The organism is Ruegeria sp. H8, assembly GCF_056532905.1.
Genome location: NZ_JBQFNY010000001.1, coordinates 978,357 through 994,579, shown reverse-complemented (window position 1 = coordinate 994,579; position 16,223 = coordinate 978,357). Strand labels below are relative to the sequence as shown.

General features: G+C 58.5%; 17 protein-coding genes. 13 read left to right on the top strand and 4 right to left on the bottom strand.

Going from position 1 to position 16,223, the window contains the following annotated elements:
* Positions 1–34 precede the first annotated feature (34 nt).
* The gene (locus tag ACR0A2_RS04900) at positions 35–1,030 is read right to left on the bottom strand and encodes a hypothetical protein (protein WP_480834220.1); all 996 of its coding nucleotides are present in this window, start codon (positions 1,028–1,030) and stop codon (positions 35–37) included.
* Positions 1,031–1,473: 443 nt separating this feature from the next.
* Here ACR0A2_RS04900 and ACR0A2_RS04895 point away from each other — a divergent pair, with 443 nt between their 5' ends.
* Genes ACR0A2_RS04895 through preA form a run of 3 tightly spaced genes read left to right on the top strand, consistent with a single transcriptional unit; the run spans position 1,474 to position 5,014 of the window.
* Positions 1,474–2,808, top strand: coding sequence for an NAD(P)-dependent oxidoreductase (locus ACR0A2_RS04895; protein ID WP_480834219.1), 1,335 nt, complete (start codon positions 1,474–1,476; stop codon positions 2,806–2,808).
* A gap of 46 nt (positions 2,809–2,854) precedes the next feature.
* Positions 2,855–3,691: a methyltransferase domain-containing protein gene (locus ACR0A2_RS04890; RefSeq protein ID WP_480834218.1), complete on the top strand. Its 837-nt coding sequence runs from the start codon at positions 2,855–2,857 to the stop codon at positions 3,689–3,691.
* A gap of 18 nt (positions 3,692–3,709) precedes the next feature.
* A complete protein-coding gene (preA, locus tag ACR0A2_RS04885; protein ID WP_480834217.1) occupies positions 3,710–5,014 on the top strand; it encodes an NAD-dependent dihydropyrimidine dehydrogenase subunit PreA in 1,305 nt (434 codons plus the stop codon).
* A gap of 47 nt (positions 5,015–5,061) precedes the next feature.
* Here the strand turns inward: preA and ACR0A2_RS04880 are convergent, their stop codons facing one another.
* The gene (locus ACR0A2_RS04880) at positions 5,062–5,670 is read right to left on the bottom strand and encodes a TetR family transcriptional regulator C-terminal domain-containing protein (RefSeq protein ID WP_480834216.1); all 609 of its coding nucleotides are present in this window, start codon (positions 5,668–5,670) and stop codon (positions 5,062–5,064) included.
* A gap of 172 nt (positions 5,671–5,842) precedes the next feature.
* Between ACR0A2_RS04880 and ACR0A2_RS04875 the strand changes: the two genes are divergently transcribed.
* The 10 genes from ACR0A2_RS04875 (at position 5,843) to ACR0A2_RS04830 (ending at position 15,167) form a co-directional block, all read left to right on the top strand.
* Positions 5,843–7,093 (top strand): Zn-dependent hydrolase, encoded by a 1,251-nt coding sequence (locus ACR0A2_RS04875; RefSeq protein WP_480489964.1) that lies wholly within the window; start codon positions 5,843–5,845, stop codon positions 7,091–7,093.
* 92 nt (positions 7,094–7,185) lie between these two features.
* Positions 7,186–8,640: a dihydropyrimidinase gene (hydA, locus tag ACR0A2_RS04870; protein WP_152457698.1), complete on the top strand. Its 1,455-nt coding sequence runs from the start codon at positions 7,186–7,188 to the stop codon at positions 8,638–8,640.
* A 55-nt stretch (positions 8,641–8,695) separates the two neighbouring features.
* Positions 8,696–9,493: an ABC transporter ATP-binding protein gene (locus ACR0A2_RS04865; RefSeq protein WP_480834215.1), complete on the top strand. Its 798-nt coding sequence runs from the start codon at positions 8,696–8,698 to the stop codon at positions 9,491–9,493.
* Entirely contained in the window at positions 9,483–9,926 is a 444-nt protein-coding gene (locus ACR0A2_RS04860) for an N-acetyltransferase family protein (protein WP_480834213.1), read from the top strand. Before ACR0A2_RS04865 ends, ACR0A2_RS04860 begins: the two co-directional genes overlap by 11 nt.
* Complete coding sequence (locus ACR0A2_RS04855) at positions 9,923–10,840, top strand: ABC transporter permease (RefSeq protein ID WP_152457700.1); 918 nt, start codon at positions 9,923–9,925, stop codon at positions 10,838–10,840. Before ACR0A2_RS04860 ends, ACR0A2_RS04855 begins: the two co-directional genes overlap by 4 nt.
* Positions 10,837–11,682 carry an ABC transporter permease gene (locus tag ACR0A2_RS04850; protein WP_480834211.1) on the top strand — a complete coding sequence of 282 codons (846 nt, stop codon included), beginning with the start codon at positions 10,837–10,839 and terminating at the stop codon, positions 11,680–11,682. Before ACR0A2_RS04855 ends, ACR0A2_RS04850 begins: the two co-directional genes overlap by 4 nt.
* A 59-nt stretch (positions 11,683–11,741) precedes the next feature.
* Positions 11,742–12,731, top strand: coding sequence for an ABC transporter substrate-binding protein (locus ACR0A2_RS04845; protein ID WP_152457702.1), 990 nt, complete (start codon positions 11,742–11,744; stop codon positions 12,729–12,731).
* A gap of 157 nt (positions 12,732–12,888) precedes the next feature.
* On the top strand, positions 12,889–13,602 hold the full coding sequence (locus ACR0A2_RS04840) for an ABC transporter permease (RefSeq protein ID WP_171228560.1): 714 nt from the start codon (positions 12,889–12,891) through the stop codon (positions 13,600–13,602).
* On the top strand, positions 13,595–14,329 hold the full coding sequence (locus ACR0A2_RS04835; protein ID WP_480618674.1) for an ATP-binding cassette domain-containing protein: 735 nt from the start codon (positions 13,595–13,597) through the stop codon (positions 14,327–14,329). The genes ACR0A2_RS04840 and ACR0A2_RS04835 overlap by 8 nt, the downstream gene beginning before the upstream one ends.
* Positions 14,330–14,351: 22 nt before the next feature.
* The gene (locus ACR0A2_RS04830) at positions 14,352–15,167 is read left to right on the top strand and encodes an ABC transporter substrate-binding protein (protein WP_171228562.1); all 816 of its coding nucleotides are present in this window, start codon (positions 14,352–14,354) and stop codon (positions 15,165–15,167) included.
* Positions 15,168–15,216: 49 nt separating this feature from the next.
* Here ACR0A2_RS04830 and ACR0A2_RS04825 read toward each other — a convergent pair whose 3' ends face one another.
* Both ACR0A2_RS04825 and ACR0A2_RS04820 read right to left on the bottom strand, forming a co-directional pair.
* Positions 15,217–16,089 (bottom strand): substrate-binding domain-containing protein, encoded by an 873-nt coding sequence (locus ACR0A2_RS04825; protein WP_480834210.1) that lies wholly within the window; start codon positions 16,087–16,089, stop codon positions 15,217–15,219.
* Positions 16,090–16,215 carry a hypothetical protein gene (locus ACR0A2_RS04820; RefSeq protein ID WP_256367747.1) on the bottom strand — a complete coding sequence of 42 codons (126 nt, stop codon included), beginning with the start codon at positions 16,213–16,215 and terminating at the stop codon, positions 16,090–16,092. It abuts the gene before it with no gap.
* Between the last annotated feature and the right edge of the window lie 8 nt (positions 16,216–16,223).

Here is a 16,223-nt window from a genome sequence, read left to right as displayed (position 1 = left end):
GTAGGCCATTGCCCGCCTGCGCACAACGATCCTGTCAGCGCAGCCAGAGTCCTTTGCTTTTGATCGCGTTGCGCAGTGCCTGTTCCCGCCGAGGCAGATTGTCCTGATCAAAGAGCGCACGGATTTTTTCGCCTTTGCCCTGAAGAACCAGCTTTTTCAACGGATCATACTGTTTGAGCACTTTTTTGACCTTGTTGGGGGCCACGACGGTTTCCAGCACATCGATCACGTGATCGCTTTCGCGGGCATAAAGCAAAGGGAGCAGGCGATAGTGGCAGCTGACGGACCCATCCAGAAGCCCGTCCGGCAAAGCATCTCGCCCACCGCCGAAAGAATGTATGACCAGCGGCAGGGCTGCCTGATCCAGCCATGGGTCAAGGTTCTGGCCCGTCAGTTCGGGAATGTTTTCATCCCGGATCGTTCTTGCGTAGTCCAGGTAACGTTCACCGAACATCCTGGGGCATTTGTAAAAGAAGTAACCTGCGTTGAAGTAAAGGTATCGCCGCCAGTAACCATCGGGTTGGTCCGGATCCACCGAGCTTTCGAAATCCAACCCGAAGCGTGCATAAAGCGCCCGCCAGATACCGTCAAAGCCGGGGCCGTACAGCGTCGGCTTTGGCCATGTGCCCTCGACCTTCAGTGAGGCTCCAGGGCGGTCGAAATTGAACGGTACGCTTGTGATGTCGCCGGTGATCAGCGTGTCCGTATCAAAGAACACAAAGGGTTCACCTTGTGGCAGGGCCAACAAAGCCTCGATCTTGTTGCCATATTGGTAGCTTTCGCCAAAAATATGCGAGTCGAAGGGCAGGATTTCGGCATCTAGCTGTTTCAGGGCTTTCAGAACGTCTTCGTCCTGGATGCCGGGGTTGTGGGTCCAGCGCGGGCCTGGGTTGGGTGTGGCGACAAACAGCCGGCCTTTGAACCCGGGCGAGCAATGGCGAAGCGAGGCCGCGAACAACAGGGCCTCATATTGCAGGCGGTTGTTTTGCCCGACAACCGCGATGTTGAATTTTCGAGAACTTGCCTGCATCTATGCCCATTCCTGAAAGCTGCCGGAACCGGCACCCTTTGATCCGGGTTACAGCAAGCGGGGTGGGGCGTCAAAAGCCGAAAGTTTGATTTCTTGTTATCTATGGCATTCCTCTCATCGCGCCGAGAAAGGGTTGAGCAAGGTCCTTTTGCGGATTTTCCGAGGTTGGCCCGGTTCATGTCGAAAGGTGAAATCGGTGGCGTGCGATGCTGACCGAACCTTGTTTGCCAATACCCGCACAGCCCTTTCGTGGGCAAATCCTGCCTTCGGACCCAATGATTCAACGCTTTTCGTGCTTAATTCCTAAGCGAAGTGCCCAAAAACAAGGTTGTTTTTGCATGGCTTTTTATTTTTTTGACCATTTGGCAAATTTTACCAATTGATAAAAAAATTATTTGTGGCAAGCTGAGAGCATAACAAACATATCTACAGGGAGTAGAGTGATGGCACAGGGCCAGATGGCACCCGGTATCGTAGCCGGGCGGCTTTCAAGCGATGAGCTGACCTCGAATTTCACCGATCTGCATCCGCCGCTTGCGCAGCATGAGGCCGCAGTAGCCGCAGATCGCTGTTATTTCTGCTATGACGCGCCATGCGTGACGGCCTGTCCAACGGATATCGATATCCCGTTGTTCATTCGCCAGATTCAAGCCGGTCAACCGCAATCAGCAGGGCGCACGATTCTGGAACAGAATATTCTGGGCGGAATGTGCGCTCGGGTCTGTCCAACCGAAACGCTGTGCGAAGAGGCCTGCGTTCGCGAAGCCGCCGAGGGCAAGCCGGTTGAGATCGGGCGCCTGCAACGTTTCGCTACCGATGAAATCATGGCCTCGGGTGTGCATCCGTTTGAACGTGCGCCTTCGACCGGCAAGACAGTTGCCGTTGTGGGGGCCGGGCCTGCGGGTCTGGCCTGTGCCCACCGGCTGGCGATGCTGGGCCATGACGTGGTGATCCACGAAAGCAAGCCCAAACCCGGCGGCCTGAATGAATATGGTATCGCAGCCTACAAATCGACCAACGATTTTGCACAGGCCGAGGTGGACTGGCTGCTGAAAATCGGAGGGATTGCAATCGAGACCGGTTCGGTTTTGGGCGAAAGCATCTCATTGGATGGGCTGGTCGAAAACTACGACGCGGTGTTTCTGTCCATTGGTCTTGCCGGTGTCAACGCCTTGCGTGCAGGCGGTGTCCACAAGGACGGTGTGCGGGCCGCGGTCGATTTCATATCAGACGTGCGGCAGGCCAGCGACCTTGCCGATCTGCCCGTTGGACGGAATGTGGTCGTCATCGGCGGGGGCATGACAGCTGTGGATGCCGCCGTGAAATCCAAGCTTCTGGGCGCCGAAAACGTCACTATTGCCTATCGCCGCGGCCGGGATGCCATGGGGGCCAGCCGGTACGAGCAGGACCTGGCAGCGTCGCATGGCGTTCGGATCATGACCAATGTTCAGCCGGTGGCCATCCACGGCAATGGTACCGCGACCGAGATCGAGCTGGAATATACATCCAGCCAGAACGGTCAGCTGATCGGAACCGGAGAAACGATCCGCTTGCCGGCCGATCAGGTTCTCAAGGCCATCGGACAGACCTTGGAGGGCGCACCCGAAGGCCTGACGCTGGATGGCAACAAGATCGCCATCAGCGGCGCTGGCCGAACCTCCTTGGCTGGTGTCTGGGCTGGTGGTGACTGCGCTGCGGGCGGCGAAGATCTGACCGTAACGGCCGTTGCCGAAGGTCGGGACGCGGCGATGGACATCCACGCGATGCTCGTTTCGTGATAGGGTGGGGTATTCACCCCATTCCTTTCGCTGCTGAGGTGTTCCCATGTCCCAGATCGAACAAGCCGTTGCTCAACACTATACCACCGGTGCACTGACCGAACGCGTCCGCGCGGCGCTGGAGGCCAGCGGCATCGACCCGGATGCGGCCACGGTCGCTGATCTGAAGGCGGGGGATGAATTCCATACGGGCGGCGTTCTTGCGACCGACAACCTGTTTGCGCAGCTTTCCCCGACCCATGCGACACGCGTTCTGGATATCGGATGCGGCATCGGAGGCACATCCCGGTACATAGTGGACAAATATGACTCAACGGTAACAGGGGTCGACCTGACGCCCGAGTTCGTGGAAACCGCAACTGCGCTCAGCGATCTGGTCGGGCATTCCGAAAAGACAAGCTTTCACGTTGGCAGTGCTCTGGACATGCCTGTGCCGGATGCCGGGTTCGACCTTGCCGTCATGATGCATGTGGGCATGAATATCGAAGACAAAGCGGGGCTGTTCGCTGAAGTTTCACGCGTACTGGCCACCGGTGGCACATTTGCCCTGTTCGACGTCATGGGCGGAGAGGTGGATGAGCCGCTGGCTTTTCCGCTTCCCTGGTCCACTTTGCCGGAAACCTCCTTTGTTCACGCGCCAGAGGTATACAAAGACGCCGCGTCCGCGGCCGGTCTTGAGCTGGTTGCCGAAACAGACCGCACTGCGTTTGCGATCCAGTTCTTCGAAGACGTGTTTGCCAAGATAGCCGAGACCGGACCAGCGCCGCTGGGAATCCACCTGATGATGGGGGAAACGGCGCCCGAAAAGTTCCAAAACTACGTCAAAAACCTCAAGGCCGGGCGTATTCGCCCGACCGAAATGATATTCAAAAAATCCGGCTGAGCCGGGAAGGGAGAAGCCATGGCCGATCTGACGACAAACTTTCTGGGCATTTCCAGCCCCAACCCGTTCTGGCTGGCCTCTGCGCCGCCGACGGACAAGGAATACAATGTGCGCCGCGCCTTCGAAGCCGGGTGGGGCGGCGTTGTCTGGAAAACGCTTGGCGCAGAAGGACCTCCGGTCGTGAACGTGAATGGCCCGCGCTATGGCGCAATCTACGGGGCCGACCGCCGTTTGCTGGGCCTGAACAATATCGAACTGATCACGGATCGCCCGCTTGAGGTGAACCTCGAGGAAATGGCGCGGGTCAAATCCGATTACCCGGATCGCGCCTTGATCGCGTCGATCATGGTTCCGTGTGAGGAAGAAGCATGGAAGGCCATTCTGCCACGCGTGGCAGAAACCGGTGCGGACGGGATCGAGCTGAACTTCGGCTGCCCTCATGGGATGAGTGAACGTGGTATGGGCTCGGCCGTGGGGCAGGTTCCGGAATATATCGAGATGGTCACGCGCTGGTGCAAACTGTATTACGACCGTCCGGTCATCGTTAAGCTTACGCCGAACATCACTGACATCCGCAAACCGGCTGCGGCAGCCAGAAACGGTGGTGCGGATGCGGTGTCGCTGATCAACACCATCAATTCGATCACCAGCGTCAATCTGGACACGTTCAGCCCTGAACCGTCCATTGACGGCAAAGGCAGCCACGGTGGGTATTGCGGCCCCGCCGTCAAGCCCATTGCATTGTCGATGGTGTCCGAGATCGCGCGGGCCGACGCGACGCGGGGCCTGCCGATTTCCGGCATCGGCGGCGTCACCACTTGGCGTGACGCGGCCGAGTTCATCTCGTTGGGTTGCGGCAACGTTCAGGTGTGCACCGCTGCGATGACCTATGGCTTCAAGATCATTGACGAACTGACGGCAGGGCTGTCGGAATGGATGGATGAGAAAGGCTATTCCAGCATTGATGAAGTGATCGGACGTGCGGTGCCCAATGTCACCGACTGGCAGTATCTGAACCTCAACTACGTCGCCAAGGCGAAGATCGATCAGGATCAGTGCATCAAGTGTGGCCGGTGTTATGCGGCCTGCGAAGACACCAGCCACCAGGCGATTTCCATGTCCGAGGACCGCGTCTTTGAGGTGATGGATGACGAATGCGTCGCCTGTAACCTCTGCGTCGATGTTTGTCCGATCGAAGGCTGCATCGATATGGTGCCGATGGCAGCGGGCGAGGTTGATCCCCGGACCGGAAAAGAAGTTCAGCCAACCTATGCGAACTGGACGACGCATCCGAACAACCCGATGGCCAAGGCGGCCGAATGAGGGGATTGCGACAGATCGTAAAGGGGCCGTTTTTTCGGCCCCTTTTTTCAGGGGCTGAGAAGTTTGCGGTACAACGTGTCAACAAAAGTTTCTGCACCCTCGAACGGATCTTCGTTGCCCAGAATTGCACGAACCTGAACATCGAAATCTGCATAGTGCTGCGTCAAGGCCCAGATCGAGAACACCAGGTGGTAGGGGTGCACCCGCGCGATTTTTCCCTGATCCATCCAACCGGTAAGGATCGTGACCTTTTCGTCGACCAGTGTCTTGAGGTCATTGGACAATGCATCGTGAATACGCGGAGCGCCCTGCACAAGCTCGTTGGCAAAAAGGCGGCTTTCCCGTGGTAGCTCCTGACTCATCTGCAACTTGCGTCGAATGTATGCCAGGATTTCCTCCATCGGATCGCCGTTGGCATCCAGATCATGCAGCGGAGCCAGCCAGGTATCCAGCAGGCCGGACAGCAATTCAGTATGGATCGCTTCTTTTGATGGGAAATAGTACAGCAGGTTCGGCTTGCTCAGACCTGCTTCTGCCGCGATCTGGTCTACGGTTGCGCCGCGAAACCCGTGGGCTGAAAACACGTTCAGGGCGGCATCTAGAATCGCGGCGCGGTTCTTTTTCTGAATGCGGGTCGGTGCGCGGTCTTTTGGCATGTTTTCAGCGTGTCTCTTTTTTCGTCGAACAGGTGCGGGACGTACTGAAAATTTCAGCTGAACCGCGCAAATTCTTGACTGATACCGAACCCGTGATAGCGTGAGTTTGACCATATGGTCAAATCAAGACATCAAAAGCGAGCCAACTCGCCAGCAAACAGGGAAGATGAACATGGCAGCTCCGGCGCAGAATCTCAGGATCAATGGCGACAGGTTGTGGGACAGCCTGATGGAGATGGCCAAGATCGGCCCGGGTGTCGCTGGTGGCAACAATCGCCAGACCTTGACGGATGAGGACGCGGAAGGCCGCGCCTTGTTCCAGAAATGGTGCGAGGAAGCAGGGTGCACCATGGGGCTTGACCAGATGGGCAACATGTTTGCCCGCCGCGAAGGCACTGACCCGGACGCGCTGCCGGTTTACGTGGGTTCGCATCTGGATACGCAGCCGACCGGCGGCAAATATGATGGCGTGCTGGGTGTCCTGGGAGGGCTGGAACTGATCCGGACGCTGAACGACCTGGGGATCAAAACGAAACATCCGATCGTCGCCACCAACTGGACAAACGAAGAAGGCACGCGTTACGCGCCGGCGATGCTGTCCTCGGGCGTATTTGCCGGGATGCACACGCAAGACTGGGCATACAACCGCGAAGATGCTGAGGGCAAAAAGTTCGGGGATGAGCTGAACCGGATCGGCTGGCGTGGTGATGAAGAGGTGGGCGCCCGCAAGATGCATGCGTTCTTTGAACTGCATATCGAACAGGGCCCGATCCTTGAAGCCGAAGGCAAGGATATTGGCGTCGTCACCCATGGTCAGGGGCTGAGCTGGACGCAGATCACGGTAACGGGCAAGGACGCGCATACCGGATCGACACCGATGCCGATGCGCAAGAATGCCGGGCTGGCCATGGCGCGGATCCTGGAGAAGGTGGACGAGATCGCATGGTCACATGCTCCGCATGCGGTGGGCGCGGCGGGGCATATCGATGTCTACCCGAACTCACGCAATGTGATCCCGGGCAAGGTGGTGTTTACGGTCGATTTCCGCTCGCCCGAGCTGGAGGTGATCACCGACATGGAAAACCGCCTGCGGGTGGCTGCCGAGGACATCGTTGACGAGATGGGCCTTCAGATCGAATTCGAGAAAGTCGGCGGGTTCGATCCGGTGAAATTTGACGATGCTTGCGTATCGGCCGTGCGAAACGCGGCCGAACGGCTGGGCTATTCGCACACTGATATCATCTCGGGCGCGGGGCATGATGCCTGCTGGATCAACCGGGTTGCGCCGACCGCGATGATCATGTGCCCCTGTGTAGACGGGCTGAGCCACAATGAAGCCGAAGAAATCAGCAAGGAATGGGCCGCAGCCGGGGCGGATGTTCTGCTGCATGCCGTGGTCGAGACTGCCGAAATCGTGGAATAGGGGGCGCTGCCCCCGTCGCCCCAAGGGCGACTCCCCCGGGATATTTTTGGCCAGATGAAGCAAGCGGCGCAGACCGCATCAGGGAGTTCAAAATGAGTACTGTCATCAAAAACGGAACCGTCGTCACCGCGGATTTGACTTACAAGGCGGATGTATTGGTCGAGGGCGGCGTGATCACCGAAATCGGTATGAACCTGACGGGGGACAAGGAACTGGACGCAACCGGCTGTTTTGTGATGCCGGGCGGGATTGATCCTCATACCCATCTCGAAATGCCGTTCATGGGCACCTATTCCAGTGATGACTTTGAAAGCGGGACGCGGGCGGCCCTGGCGGGCGGCACCACCATGGTTGTCGATTTTGCACTGCCCAATCCGGGTGAAAGCCTGCTGGATGCGCTGAAACGTTGGGACAACAAGTCGACACGGGCCAATTGTGACTATTCGTTCCATATGGCGGTGACCTGGTGGGGGGAACAGGTGTTCGACGACATCAAAACCGTGATCGAGACGCGCGGTATCAACACCTTCAAGCATTTCATGGCCTACAAGGGCGCGCTGATGGTGAATGATGATGAGCTGTTTGCCTCGTTCAAGCGTCTTGCCGAGCTTGGCGGTACCGCGCTGGTACATGCCGAGAACGGGGATGTGGTGGCAGAGCTGAGCGCCAAGCTGCTTGCCGAAGGCAATACCGGCCCCGAAGCACATGCGTATTCGCGCCCGCCGCAGGTGGAAGGCGAAGCCACCAACCGGGCGATCATGATCGCGGATATGGCGGGTGTGCCGCTGTATGTTGTACACACCTCGTGTGAAGAGGCGCATGAAGCCATCCGCCGGGCAAAAATGCAGGGCAAGCGGGTGTGGGGAGAACCCCTGATCCAGCACCTGACATTGGACGAAAGCGAATATTTCAATCAGGATTGGGACCACGCGGCGCGACGGGTCATGAGCCCTCCGTTCCGCAACAAACAGCATCAGGACAGCCTGTGGAATGGCCTGCAATCGGGAACGCTGAGCGTGGTTGCAACTGATCATTGCGCCTTTACAACCGAACAGAAACGCTTTGGCGTCGGGGATTTCACCAAGATCCCGAACGGCACCGGCGGGCTGGAAGACCGGATGCCGATGTTGTGGACACATGGGGTCAATACTGGGCGTCTGACACCTAATGAATTCGTGGCTGTTACTTCAACAAATATTGCCAAGATATTGAATTGCTATCCTAAAAAGGGTGCCGTTCTGGTCGGGGCGGATGCTGATCTTGTTGTCTGGGATCCTGAGAAAAGCAAAACGATCAGCGCCGCGTCGCAGCAATCTTCGATCGACTACAATGTGTTCGAGGGCAAGGAGGTCAAAGGTCTGCCGCGCTTTACTCTGACGCGGGGTCAGGTGGCGGTGCATGACGGTGAAATCCGGACGCAGGAAGGTCATGGGGACTTTGTCGCGCGTGAGGCGAACACCACCGTCAACAAGGCGCTGAGTACCTGGAAAGAGCTGACCGCCCCAAGACCCGTCGAGCGGACAGGAATTCCGGCGACCGGTGTTTGATCAGTTGGGGCCGCTTTGCTGGCGGCCCTGACACCACTCTTTTCAAGGCAATAAAATGAACACTGAAAGCACGACCCAGCCCGTCATCGAGGCAAGGCAGCTGGAACTGACATTCCAGACCAATGATGGGCCAATACACGCGCTTAAAGACGTGAACCTGACAATCGACAAGGGCGATTTCGTCAGTTTCATCGGGCCGTCCGGCTGTGGCAAAACAACCTTTCTGCGCTGTATCGCAGCCCTTGAGACTCCTACGGGCGGGACGCTGACCGTCAATGGCATGACGCCTGATGAGGCGCGTCGAAACCGGGCGTACGGGTATGTCTTTCAGGCGGCGGGCCTATATCCTTGGCGCACCATTGCAAAGAACATAAAACTGCCTCTTGAGATCATGGGATACCCTGCTGCCGAACAGAATGAGCGGGTGAGAAAGGTTCTGGAACTAGTTGATTTGGAAGGGTTTGGCGGCAAGTTTCCCTGGCAGCTGTCCGGTGGGATGCAGCAGAGGGCCAGTATTGCTCGGGCCCTTGCGTTCGACGCGGATATCCTGCTGATGGACGAGCCGTTCGGGGCGCTGGATGAGATCGTGCGGGACCATCTGAACGAGCAGCTTCTTGAGCTTTGGGCGCGTACGGAAAAGACGATCGGATTTGTGACGCATTCGATTCCCGAGGCGGTTTATCTGAGTACAAAGATCGTGGTGATGAGCCCACGGCCCGGGCGGATCGCCGATGTGATTGACAGCCCGCTGCCCAAGGAACGGCCGCTGGACATTCGCGACACCCCGGAATTCATCGAGGTCGCGCATCGGGTGCGCGAAGGTTTGCGGGGTGGGCATTCCAATGACGGTTGAGCTGAATGCGGATAAGATCCGGCGCGCGGCGCCAGACGATGTGCCTGCCTGCGCCAGGGTTGTTCATGACTGGGCCACGCAAACGGACTGGATGCCCGACGAACTTCCTGTCGACGAGCTGGCAAAGCTGATCAGTGACGCATTCGACAGCCGCGAAATGTGGGTCGCAGGTGATCCGGTCGATTGCTACATGTCAGTGGACCCGGTACAGAATAAAATCGGCGCGCTGTATTGCAGCCGGACGGGGCAGGGTATCGGCAAGCGCCTTGTAGACAAAGCAAAAGAGGGCCGAAATTTTCTCTGGCTGACGACGCACCGGCCCAATACGGCGGCGCAACGTTTTTATCGCCGTGAAGGGTTTGAAGTGACGGCCGAGGAACCCCCTGTGCCGCCGGATACCGTGCCCGTCTATCGGATGGAGTGGCGTGCATGAAGCAGGTCACCGCCGTATTCACCGTCATCGCCGCAATTGTTCTGTTCTGGTACGTGGCCTGTATTCCGATGAACATAAAGGGCGTGTTGACCGAACAGGAACGCGCGGGGGCCATCGTGCAGCCGCCATCCGCCAAGGACCGGCGGGACATGTCTGAGGTTGGTCTTGTTTTGAACAACACATTCGCCATCCCGGCCACGTGGGAACAGGACAGGCCTCGTTTGCCGGCCCCGCATCAGGTCGCCGTGGAAATGTGGGAAACGACGGTCCAGAAAAAGATCACTTCGAAACGGTCGCTGATCTATCATGGCTGGGTCACGCTCAGCGCGACGATGCTGGGATTTGCGATTGGCACCGGCCTGGGGATCCTTCTGGCCGTGGGTATCGTGCATAGCCGCGTGATGGACCTGTCGGTCATGCCATGGGCCATTGTCAGTCAAACCATTCCGATCATCGCGCTGGCGCCGATGATCATTGTGGTGCTGTATTCCGTTGGTATCCAGGGCATCATTCCCAAGGCGATAATATCGGCCTATCTGAGTTTCTTTCCGGTTGTCGTCGGCATGGTCAAGGGCCTGCGCAGCCCCGATGCGATGCAGCTGGACTTGTTGCGGACGTATAACGCCAGCCGGTCTCAGGGCTTTTGGAAATTGCGCCTGCCGGCATCCATGCCGTATCTGTTCACTTCGCTGAAAATCGGGATCGCCGCGTCGCTGGTCGGCGCCATTGTTGGTGAGCTTCCGACAGGGGCTGTTGCCGGTCTGGGCGCGCGGTTGCTTGCCGGCAGCTATTACGGTCAGACGGTACAGATCTGGTCGGCTTTATTCGCGGCTGCCATTCTGGCGGCGTGCCTGGTCGGGCTGCTGGGGCTGATTGAACGGGCCGTATTGAAACGGATGGGGATGGCGCAATGATACTGGTTTTGTGTGCTGTCCTGCTTTGGCTTTTGGGCTGGTGGTTGAACAGCCGGTTGGCCAGCGGGCCTTATGCTGACACCCGAATGGTGCGGTTTCTGGCCCCGCTGATCTTTGGCCTGACGGTCATCGGGATCTGGGAGCTTCTGGTGCGCGGGCTTGAGGTTCCTCTGGTCATCCTGCCAGCGCCATCGGTCATTGCGGTGCGGTTTGCGGACAGCCTTCCGATCCTGTGGGCTGACTTTTTGCAGACCATCATCAAGGGCGCGCTCAGCGGCTATGTCATCGGGTGCATCGCGGCCTTTCTGATGGCGATTGCGGTGGATCGCTGGGATTTCCTGCGCCTGGGCCTGTTGCCGGTCGGGAATTTCGTGGCCGCCCTGCCGATTGTCGGAACCGCCCCCATTCTGGTGATGTGGTTTGGGTTCGACTGGCACTCCAAGGCGGCGGTGGTGGTTGTGATGGTGTTCTTTCCGATGCTCGTCAACACCGTGGCAGGCCTGCGGGAAGCCACCTCGATGCAGCGCGATCTGATGGAGACCTATGCCGCAACCTATTGGCAGAGCTTCATGAAACTGCGTTTGCCCGCAGCGATGCCTTTCATTTTCAATGGATTGAAGATTTCCACCACTTTGGCTCTGATCGGCGCTATCGTGGCCGAGTTCTTCGGTTCACCGACACTTGGTATGGGGTTCCGGATCTCTACCAGCGTCGGGCAATTGTCTTTGGACATGGTTTGGGCCGAAATCGTTGTTGCGGCACTGGCCGGCACGGCCTTTTATGGGCTGGTGGCGGGGATCGAAAAAGTGGTGACCTTCTGGCACCCGTCACAGCGCGGATAAAACAAAGAAATCAACAGACCCCGAAATTGGGGCACAACAAGCAACTAGGAGAAGTGAAGATGAACAAGCTACTAAGCGGGGCGGTTGCCGCCTTTAGCCTGGCAGCCAGTGCGGCGCTGGCGGCGGATGAGGTGACATTGCAACTGAAATGGGTCACGCAAGCACAGTTCGCGGGCTATTATGTTGCCAAGGACAAGGGCTTTTACGAAGAAGAGGGGCTGGACGTCACCATTCTGCCCGGCGGGCCTGACATCGCTCCGACGCAAGTGATTGCAGGCGGTGGCGCCGATGTGACCGTCGAATGGATGCCTGCCGCGCTGGCTGCCCGTGAAAAAGGGCTGCCGCTGGTGAACATCGCGCAACCGTTCAAAAGCTCGGGCATGATGCTGACCTGCTGGAAAGACGCCGGGATCTCGTCGCCCGAAGACCTCAAAAACCGCACGCTGGGTGTCTGGTTCTTTGGCAACGAGTTTCCCTTCATGAGCTGGATGAGCCAGTTGGGCATCAGCACCGATGGCAAAAGCGAAAACGGAGTGGAAGTTCTGAAGCAGGGCTTCAACGTCGACCCGTTGCTTCAGCGTCAGGCGGATTGCATCAGCACCATGACCTACAATGAATACTGGCAGGTCATCGATGCCGGTGTCAGCCCGGATGAGCTGGTGACCTTCAAATACGAAGACCAGGGCGTGGCAACGCTGGAAGACGGTCTCTATGTGCTGGAAGAGAACCTGAGCGACGCGGCTTTCGCCGACAAGATGGAGCGGTTTGTTCGCGCGTCGATGAAGGGATGGAAATATGCCGAGGAGAACCCGGACGAAGCGGCGGAAATCGTTCTGGAAAACGATGCAACCGGTGCCCAGACGGAAGAGCACCAAAAGCGTATGATGGGTGAGATCGCCAAGTTGACCGCAGGGTCGAACGGCGCGCTGGACCCGGCTGATTTCGACCGCACCGTCAACACATTGCTGGCAGGCGGGTCTGATCCGGTTATTACCAAAAAGCCCGAAGGGGCCTGGACACATCAGATCACCGATGCTGCACTGAATTGATCTCAGCCTTTCCTTTGGGAATTGAAGCGCGGTCCCAAGCGGGGCCGCGTTTTTCATTCTAAATGCCGGATATGTGTCTGTACTCGACCTGAAATCAGAGTAGTATTTGCCTGTAAACGAACGCATTTCATACGAAATGTGAATTTCACGGGATAAAATGCAGGGATTTGCATCAGAATTCAACTCTGCCATCGCGCTGATCTTTGAGGGAGACTCAGAGCTGTGGGCGATTGTGCTGTTGTCCCTGAAAGTATCCGTGTTTGCGGTTCTGATTTCTGCCCTGATCGGCATGCCCGTCGGTGCCGCTCTGGCTGTGGCCAGGTTTCCGGGGCGGCGGATGCTGATCGTTCTGATGAATGCCCTGATGGGGTTCCCGCCCGTGGTCGTGGGGCTGCTGGTCTATCTGATGCTGTCCCGCTCGGGCCCGTTGGGTGTGCTAGAGCTTTTGTATACCCCGACGGCCATGATCATTGCGCAGGTCGTGTTGGTCACTCCCATTATCGCGGCATTGACCCGGCAGGTGGTCGAAATGCTGGCCGAGGAATATTCCGAACAGCTGCGATCACTGGGCGTGTCGCGGCTTGCATCGGTTCCCGTGCTTCTCTGGGATGCGCGGCTGGCACTGGTTACCGCCTTGCTTGCGGGGTTTGGGCGCGCCATTGCCGAGGTCGGCGCGGTGATCATCGTGGGCGGCAACATCAATCATGTGACGCGCGTGATGACGACGACGATCGCGTTGGAGACGTCGAAGGGAAATCTGGCGCTGGCTCTGGCGCTGGGGGCAATTCTGATCGGGATCGCGGTGGCCGTGAACGCGATGGTCAGCGCGGTCAGCCTGCGGGCCGAACGGGAAGGGGTGCGTCATGCGTGACCTGTTCTGCGACGCGGTGAATTGCCTGAAGGTCGAGAACCTGCAAATCCGCAGTAACGGCAAGGCGTTGTTGGATGTCTCGTCATTGGTTCTGGATGGGCCGGGGCCAACCTTGATTCTTGGCCCCAACGGTGCAGGCAAAAGCCTGCTGCTGCGCTGTCTTCACGGGCTGATCACGCCGGATCGGGGGCAGGTCGTCCAGGATGGAAAACCGCTGGGCGCGGCACAGAAAGCCCGCCAGGCCATGGTGTTTCAGAAACCGGTTCTGCTGCGTCGATCGGTTGCGGCAAACCTTGACTTCGTTCTCAAGCGTCAAGGCATGGGGCGAAGGGCCCGTAAGGCCCGTATCGCCGAATTGCTGGCCGAAGGCGGGCTGGACGGCAAGGCCAGACAACCCGCGCGGTCATTGTCCGGGGGAGAAGCGCAGCGATTGGCGATTCTCCGTGCGCTGGCGCTGGACCCCGAGACCTTGTTTCTGGACGAGCCCACCAGCGCTCTGGATCCCAGCGCGACCCAGATGATCGAACGAATGATATTGCGGGCATCGGCTCGGGCTGTGCGGATCGTGATGGTGACGCATGATATCGGTCAAGCACGTCGTTTGGCCTCGGACGTGGTCATGATGCAGGGCGGGCATATCGTGGAACATGGTGTCGCAAAACAGGTTTTGGATTCACCCGAAAGCGATGCGTCGCGCCGCTATTTAGCGGGCGGATTGGTTACTTGAAACTGAGAAAGCGGAGAGAGTGATGTTCCGAAAAGCAATTCGGGCAGCGGCGGTGGCTTTGGGCCTGTTGACCAGCGCGGTTTCGGCGGAAGAGCCGTTTATTGTGGTGCAGTCGACCACGTCCACACAGAACTCGGGACTGTTGGAATACATTCTGCCGTGGTTCGAAGCCGATTCAGGTATCGATGTCCGTGTCGTGGCGGTTGGAACCGGTCAGGCCATTCGCAACGCCATCAACGGGGACGGGGATGTTCTTTTGGTTCACTCCAAACCAGCCGAGGAGAAATTCGTTGCTGACGGTTGGGGCGTAGAGCGGAAGGATCTGATGTACAATGATTTCGTTCTGGTCGGCCCCAAGTCTGACCCTGCCGGAATTCGCGGCGGCGCCGATGTGTTGGCCGCGCTGTCGAAAATCGCCGAGGCCGAAGCGCCGTTTGCATCACGCGGTGACGACAGCGGAACACACAAGGCTGAACTGGGCTATTGGTCCGCGGCCGGGCTGGACCCTACCGAAGCTTCGGGTACGTGGTATCGCGAGACCGGATCTGGTATGGGGGCGACGCTGAACGTGGCCAGTGGAATGGATGCCTATACGCTGACGGATCGGGCCACGTGGCTGTCTTTTGGGAACCGCGGAAATCTTGAGGTATTGGTCGAAGGGGATCCGCGCCTGTTCAATCAATACGGCGTGATTCTTGTAAACCCTGACAAGCACGCGCATGTGCGGGCGACGGCCGGCCAGCGTTTCATCGACTGGCTGACGGGGCCGGACGGGCAGGAGGCGATTGCGTCGTTCAGGCTGGACGGGCAGCAGGTGTTCTTTCCGAACGCCGACTAAGCCGGCCTGCGGCGGGCGCATCCTGACAAGGTAAAAGGCGGATGAGGGCTCAACCGCTGGCACCGTTGTGGTGGATCGTGCCCAGGCCCGACAGGTCGTAGCCACCGAATTCACGGGCCCTTTGCGCAAATTGATCCGAGCGCAGCAGCGTTATCAGTTTCTGCATTGGCGGATCAAAATATGACCTGCGCCAAATCGCCAGATCCAGCCTCTCGGAATGGGTGGGGACGAAACCCAGGTTGTAAAGCCCTGCCAAAGCCCCCAGCCCAAAGCCGGCCTCGGCCTTTTCGCCGTGAAGGGCGATGGCCAGTTCCTCTTCGGTGCGCGCGCAGCCGGGGGTTGCGTCCAGATCGTCTCGGCTCATGCCATGGGCTTCCAGTTGGCTATCGAACAGGTGTTGGCTGGCCGCACTGTCCTGACGCATGATCACGCGGCGCGATTTGAGATCCTTGAACGATTTGATATCCGATATGCCCGGGGCAAGAAGCAGCCCGCGCTTGCGTCGGGCGATTTCGTACAACACCACCGGCCCTTCGCCTAAGGCGTCCCGCAGGGATTTTTCGTTGAACCCTCCGTCTTCGTGGATATGCAACACGGCCGCCTGTGCGCTGCGTTCGCTCAGCCGTGTCAGCCCGTCAAAGGAGCCGTCGTAATAGGTGGCAAGCCCCGATCCGCTTTCACGCAGCGCCCAGTCCAACAGAGGATCATGGCTGCCTGCTACAATCGGAGGCAGGGGCGGTTCGGCGACCTGCGGACCGGATCGCGACGCGTTGAGCCAAGCAATGATCTCGGCCCGCGGGAACAGCAGCTTGCCCATGGCGCGAACACAGGGCACCTCGCCCGAGGAGGCAAGATCATAGGCTTTGCGCTCGCCGATGCGCAGCAAATCGGCCAGTTCGCGGGTGGTCAGGTATTGCGACATTCAGTCGAGGCGAACGGCAGAGCCGGACGTGGCGTCGGCGGCGGTGAATCCGATCCGATCCAGCACGACAGGGGCTGCCACTGCAATGACGACCATTGCGGCGACCGCGGCAAGAAAGGCTTTCATGGTCTCCT

Bases quoted from the DNA above. Each gene is read 5' to 3' on its own strand.
- ACR0A2_RS04900 (WP_480834220.1), bottom strand. From the start codon at position 1,030: ATGCAGGCAAGTTCTCGAAAATTCAACATCGCGGTTGTCGGGCAAAAC.
- ACR0A2_RS04895 (WP_480834219.1), top strand. From the start codon at position 1,474: ATGGCACAGGGCCAGATGGCACCCGGTATCGTAGCCGGGCGGCTTTCA.
- ACR0A2_RS04890 (WP_480834218.1), top strand. From the start codon at position 2,855: ATGTCCCAGATCGAACAAGCCGTTGCTCAACACTATACCACCGGTGCA.
- preA (WP_480834217.1), top strand. From the start codon at position 3,710: ATGGCCGATCTGACGACAAACTTTCTGGGCATTTCCAGCCCCAACCCG.
- ACR0A2_RS04880 (WP_480834216.1), bottom strand. From the start codon at position 5,670: ATGCCAAAAGACCGCGCACCGACCCGCATTCAGAAAAAGAACCGCGCC.
- ACR0A2_RS04875 (WP_480489964.1), top strand. From the start codon at position 5,843: ATGGCAGCTCCGGCGCAGAATCTCAGGATCAATGGCGACAGGTTGTGG.
- hydA (WP_152457698.1), top strand. From the start codon at position 7,186: ATGAGTACTGTCATCAAAAACGGAACCGTCGTCACCGCGGATTTGACT.
- ACR0A2_RS04865 (WP_480834215.1), top strand. From the start codon at position 8,696: ATGAACACTGAAAGCACGACCCAGCCCGTCATCGAGGCAAGGCAGCTG.
- ACR0A2_RS04860 (WP_480834213.1), top strand. From the start codon at position 9,483: ATGACGGTTGAGCTGAATGCGGATAAGATCCGGCGCGCGGCGCCAGAC.
- ACR0A2_RS04855 (WP_152457700.1), top strand. From the start codon at position 9,923: ATGAAGCAGGTCACCGCCGTATTCACCGTCATCGCCGCAATTGTTCTG.
- ACR0A2_RS04850 (WP_480834211.1), top strand. From the start codon at position 10,837: ATGATACTGGTTTTGTGTGCTGTCCTGCTTTGGCTTTTGGGCTGGTGG.
- ACR0A2_RS04845 (WP_152457702.1), top strand. From the start codon at position 11,742: ATGAACAAGCTACTAAGCGGGGCGGTTGCCGCCTTTAGCCTGGCAGCC.
- ACR0A2_RS04840 (WP_171228560.1), top strand. From the start codon at position 12,889: ATGCAGGGATTTGCATCAGAATTCAACTCTGCCATCGCGCTGATCTTT.
- ACR0A2_RS04835 (WP_480618674.1), top strand. From the start codon at position 13,595: ATGCGTGACCTGTTCTGCGACGCGGTGAATTGCCTGAAGGTCGAGAAC.
- ACR0A2_RS04830 (WP_171228562.1), top strand. From the start codon at position 14,352: ATGTTCCGAAAAGCAATTCGGGCAGCGGCGGTGGCTTTGGGCCTGTTG.
- ACR0A2_RS04825 (WP_480834210.1), bottom strand. From the start codon at position 16,089: ATGTCGCAATACCTGACCACCCGCGAACTGGCCGATTTGCTGCGCATC.
- ACR0A2_RS04820 (WP_256367747.1), bottom strand. From the start codon at position 16,215: ATGAAAGCCTTTCTTGCCGCGGTCGCCGCAATGGTCGTCATTGCAGTG.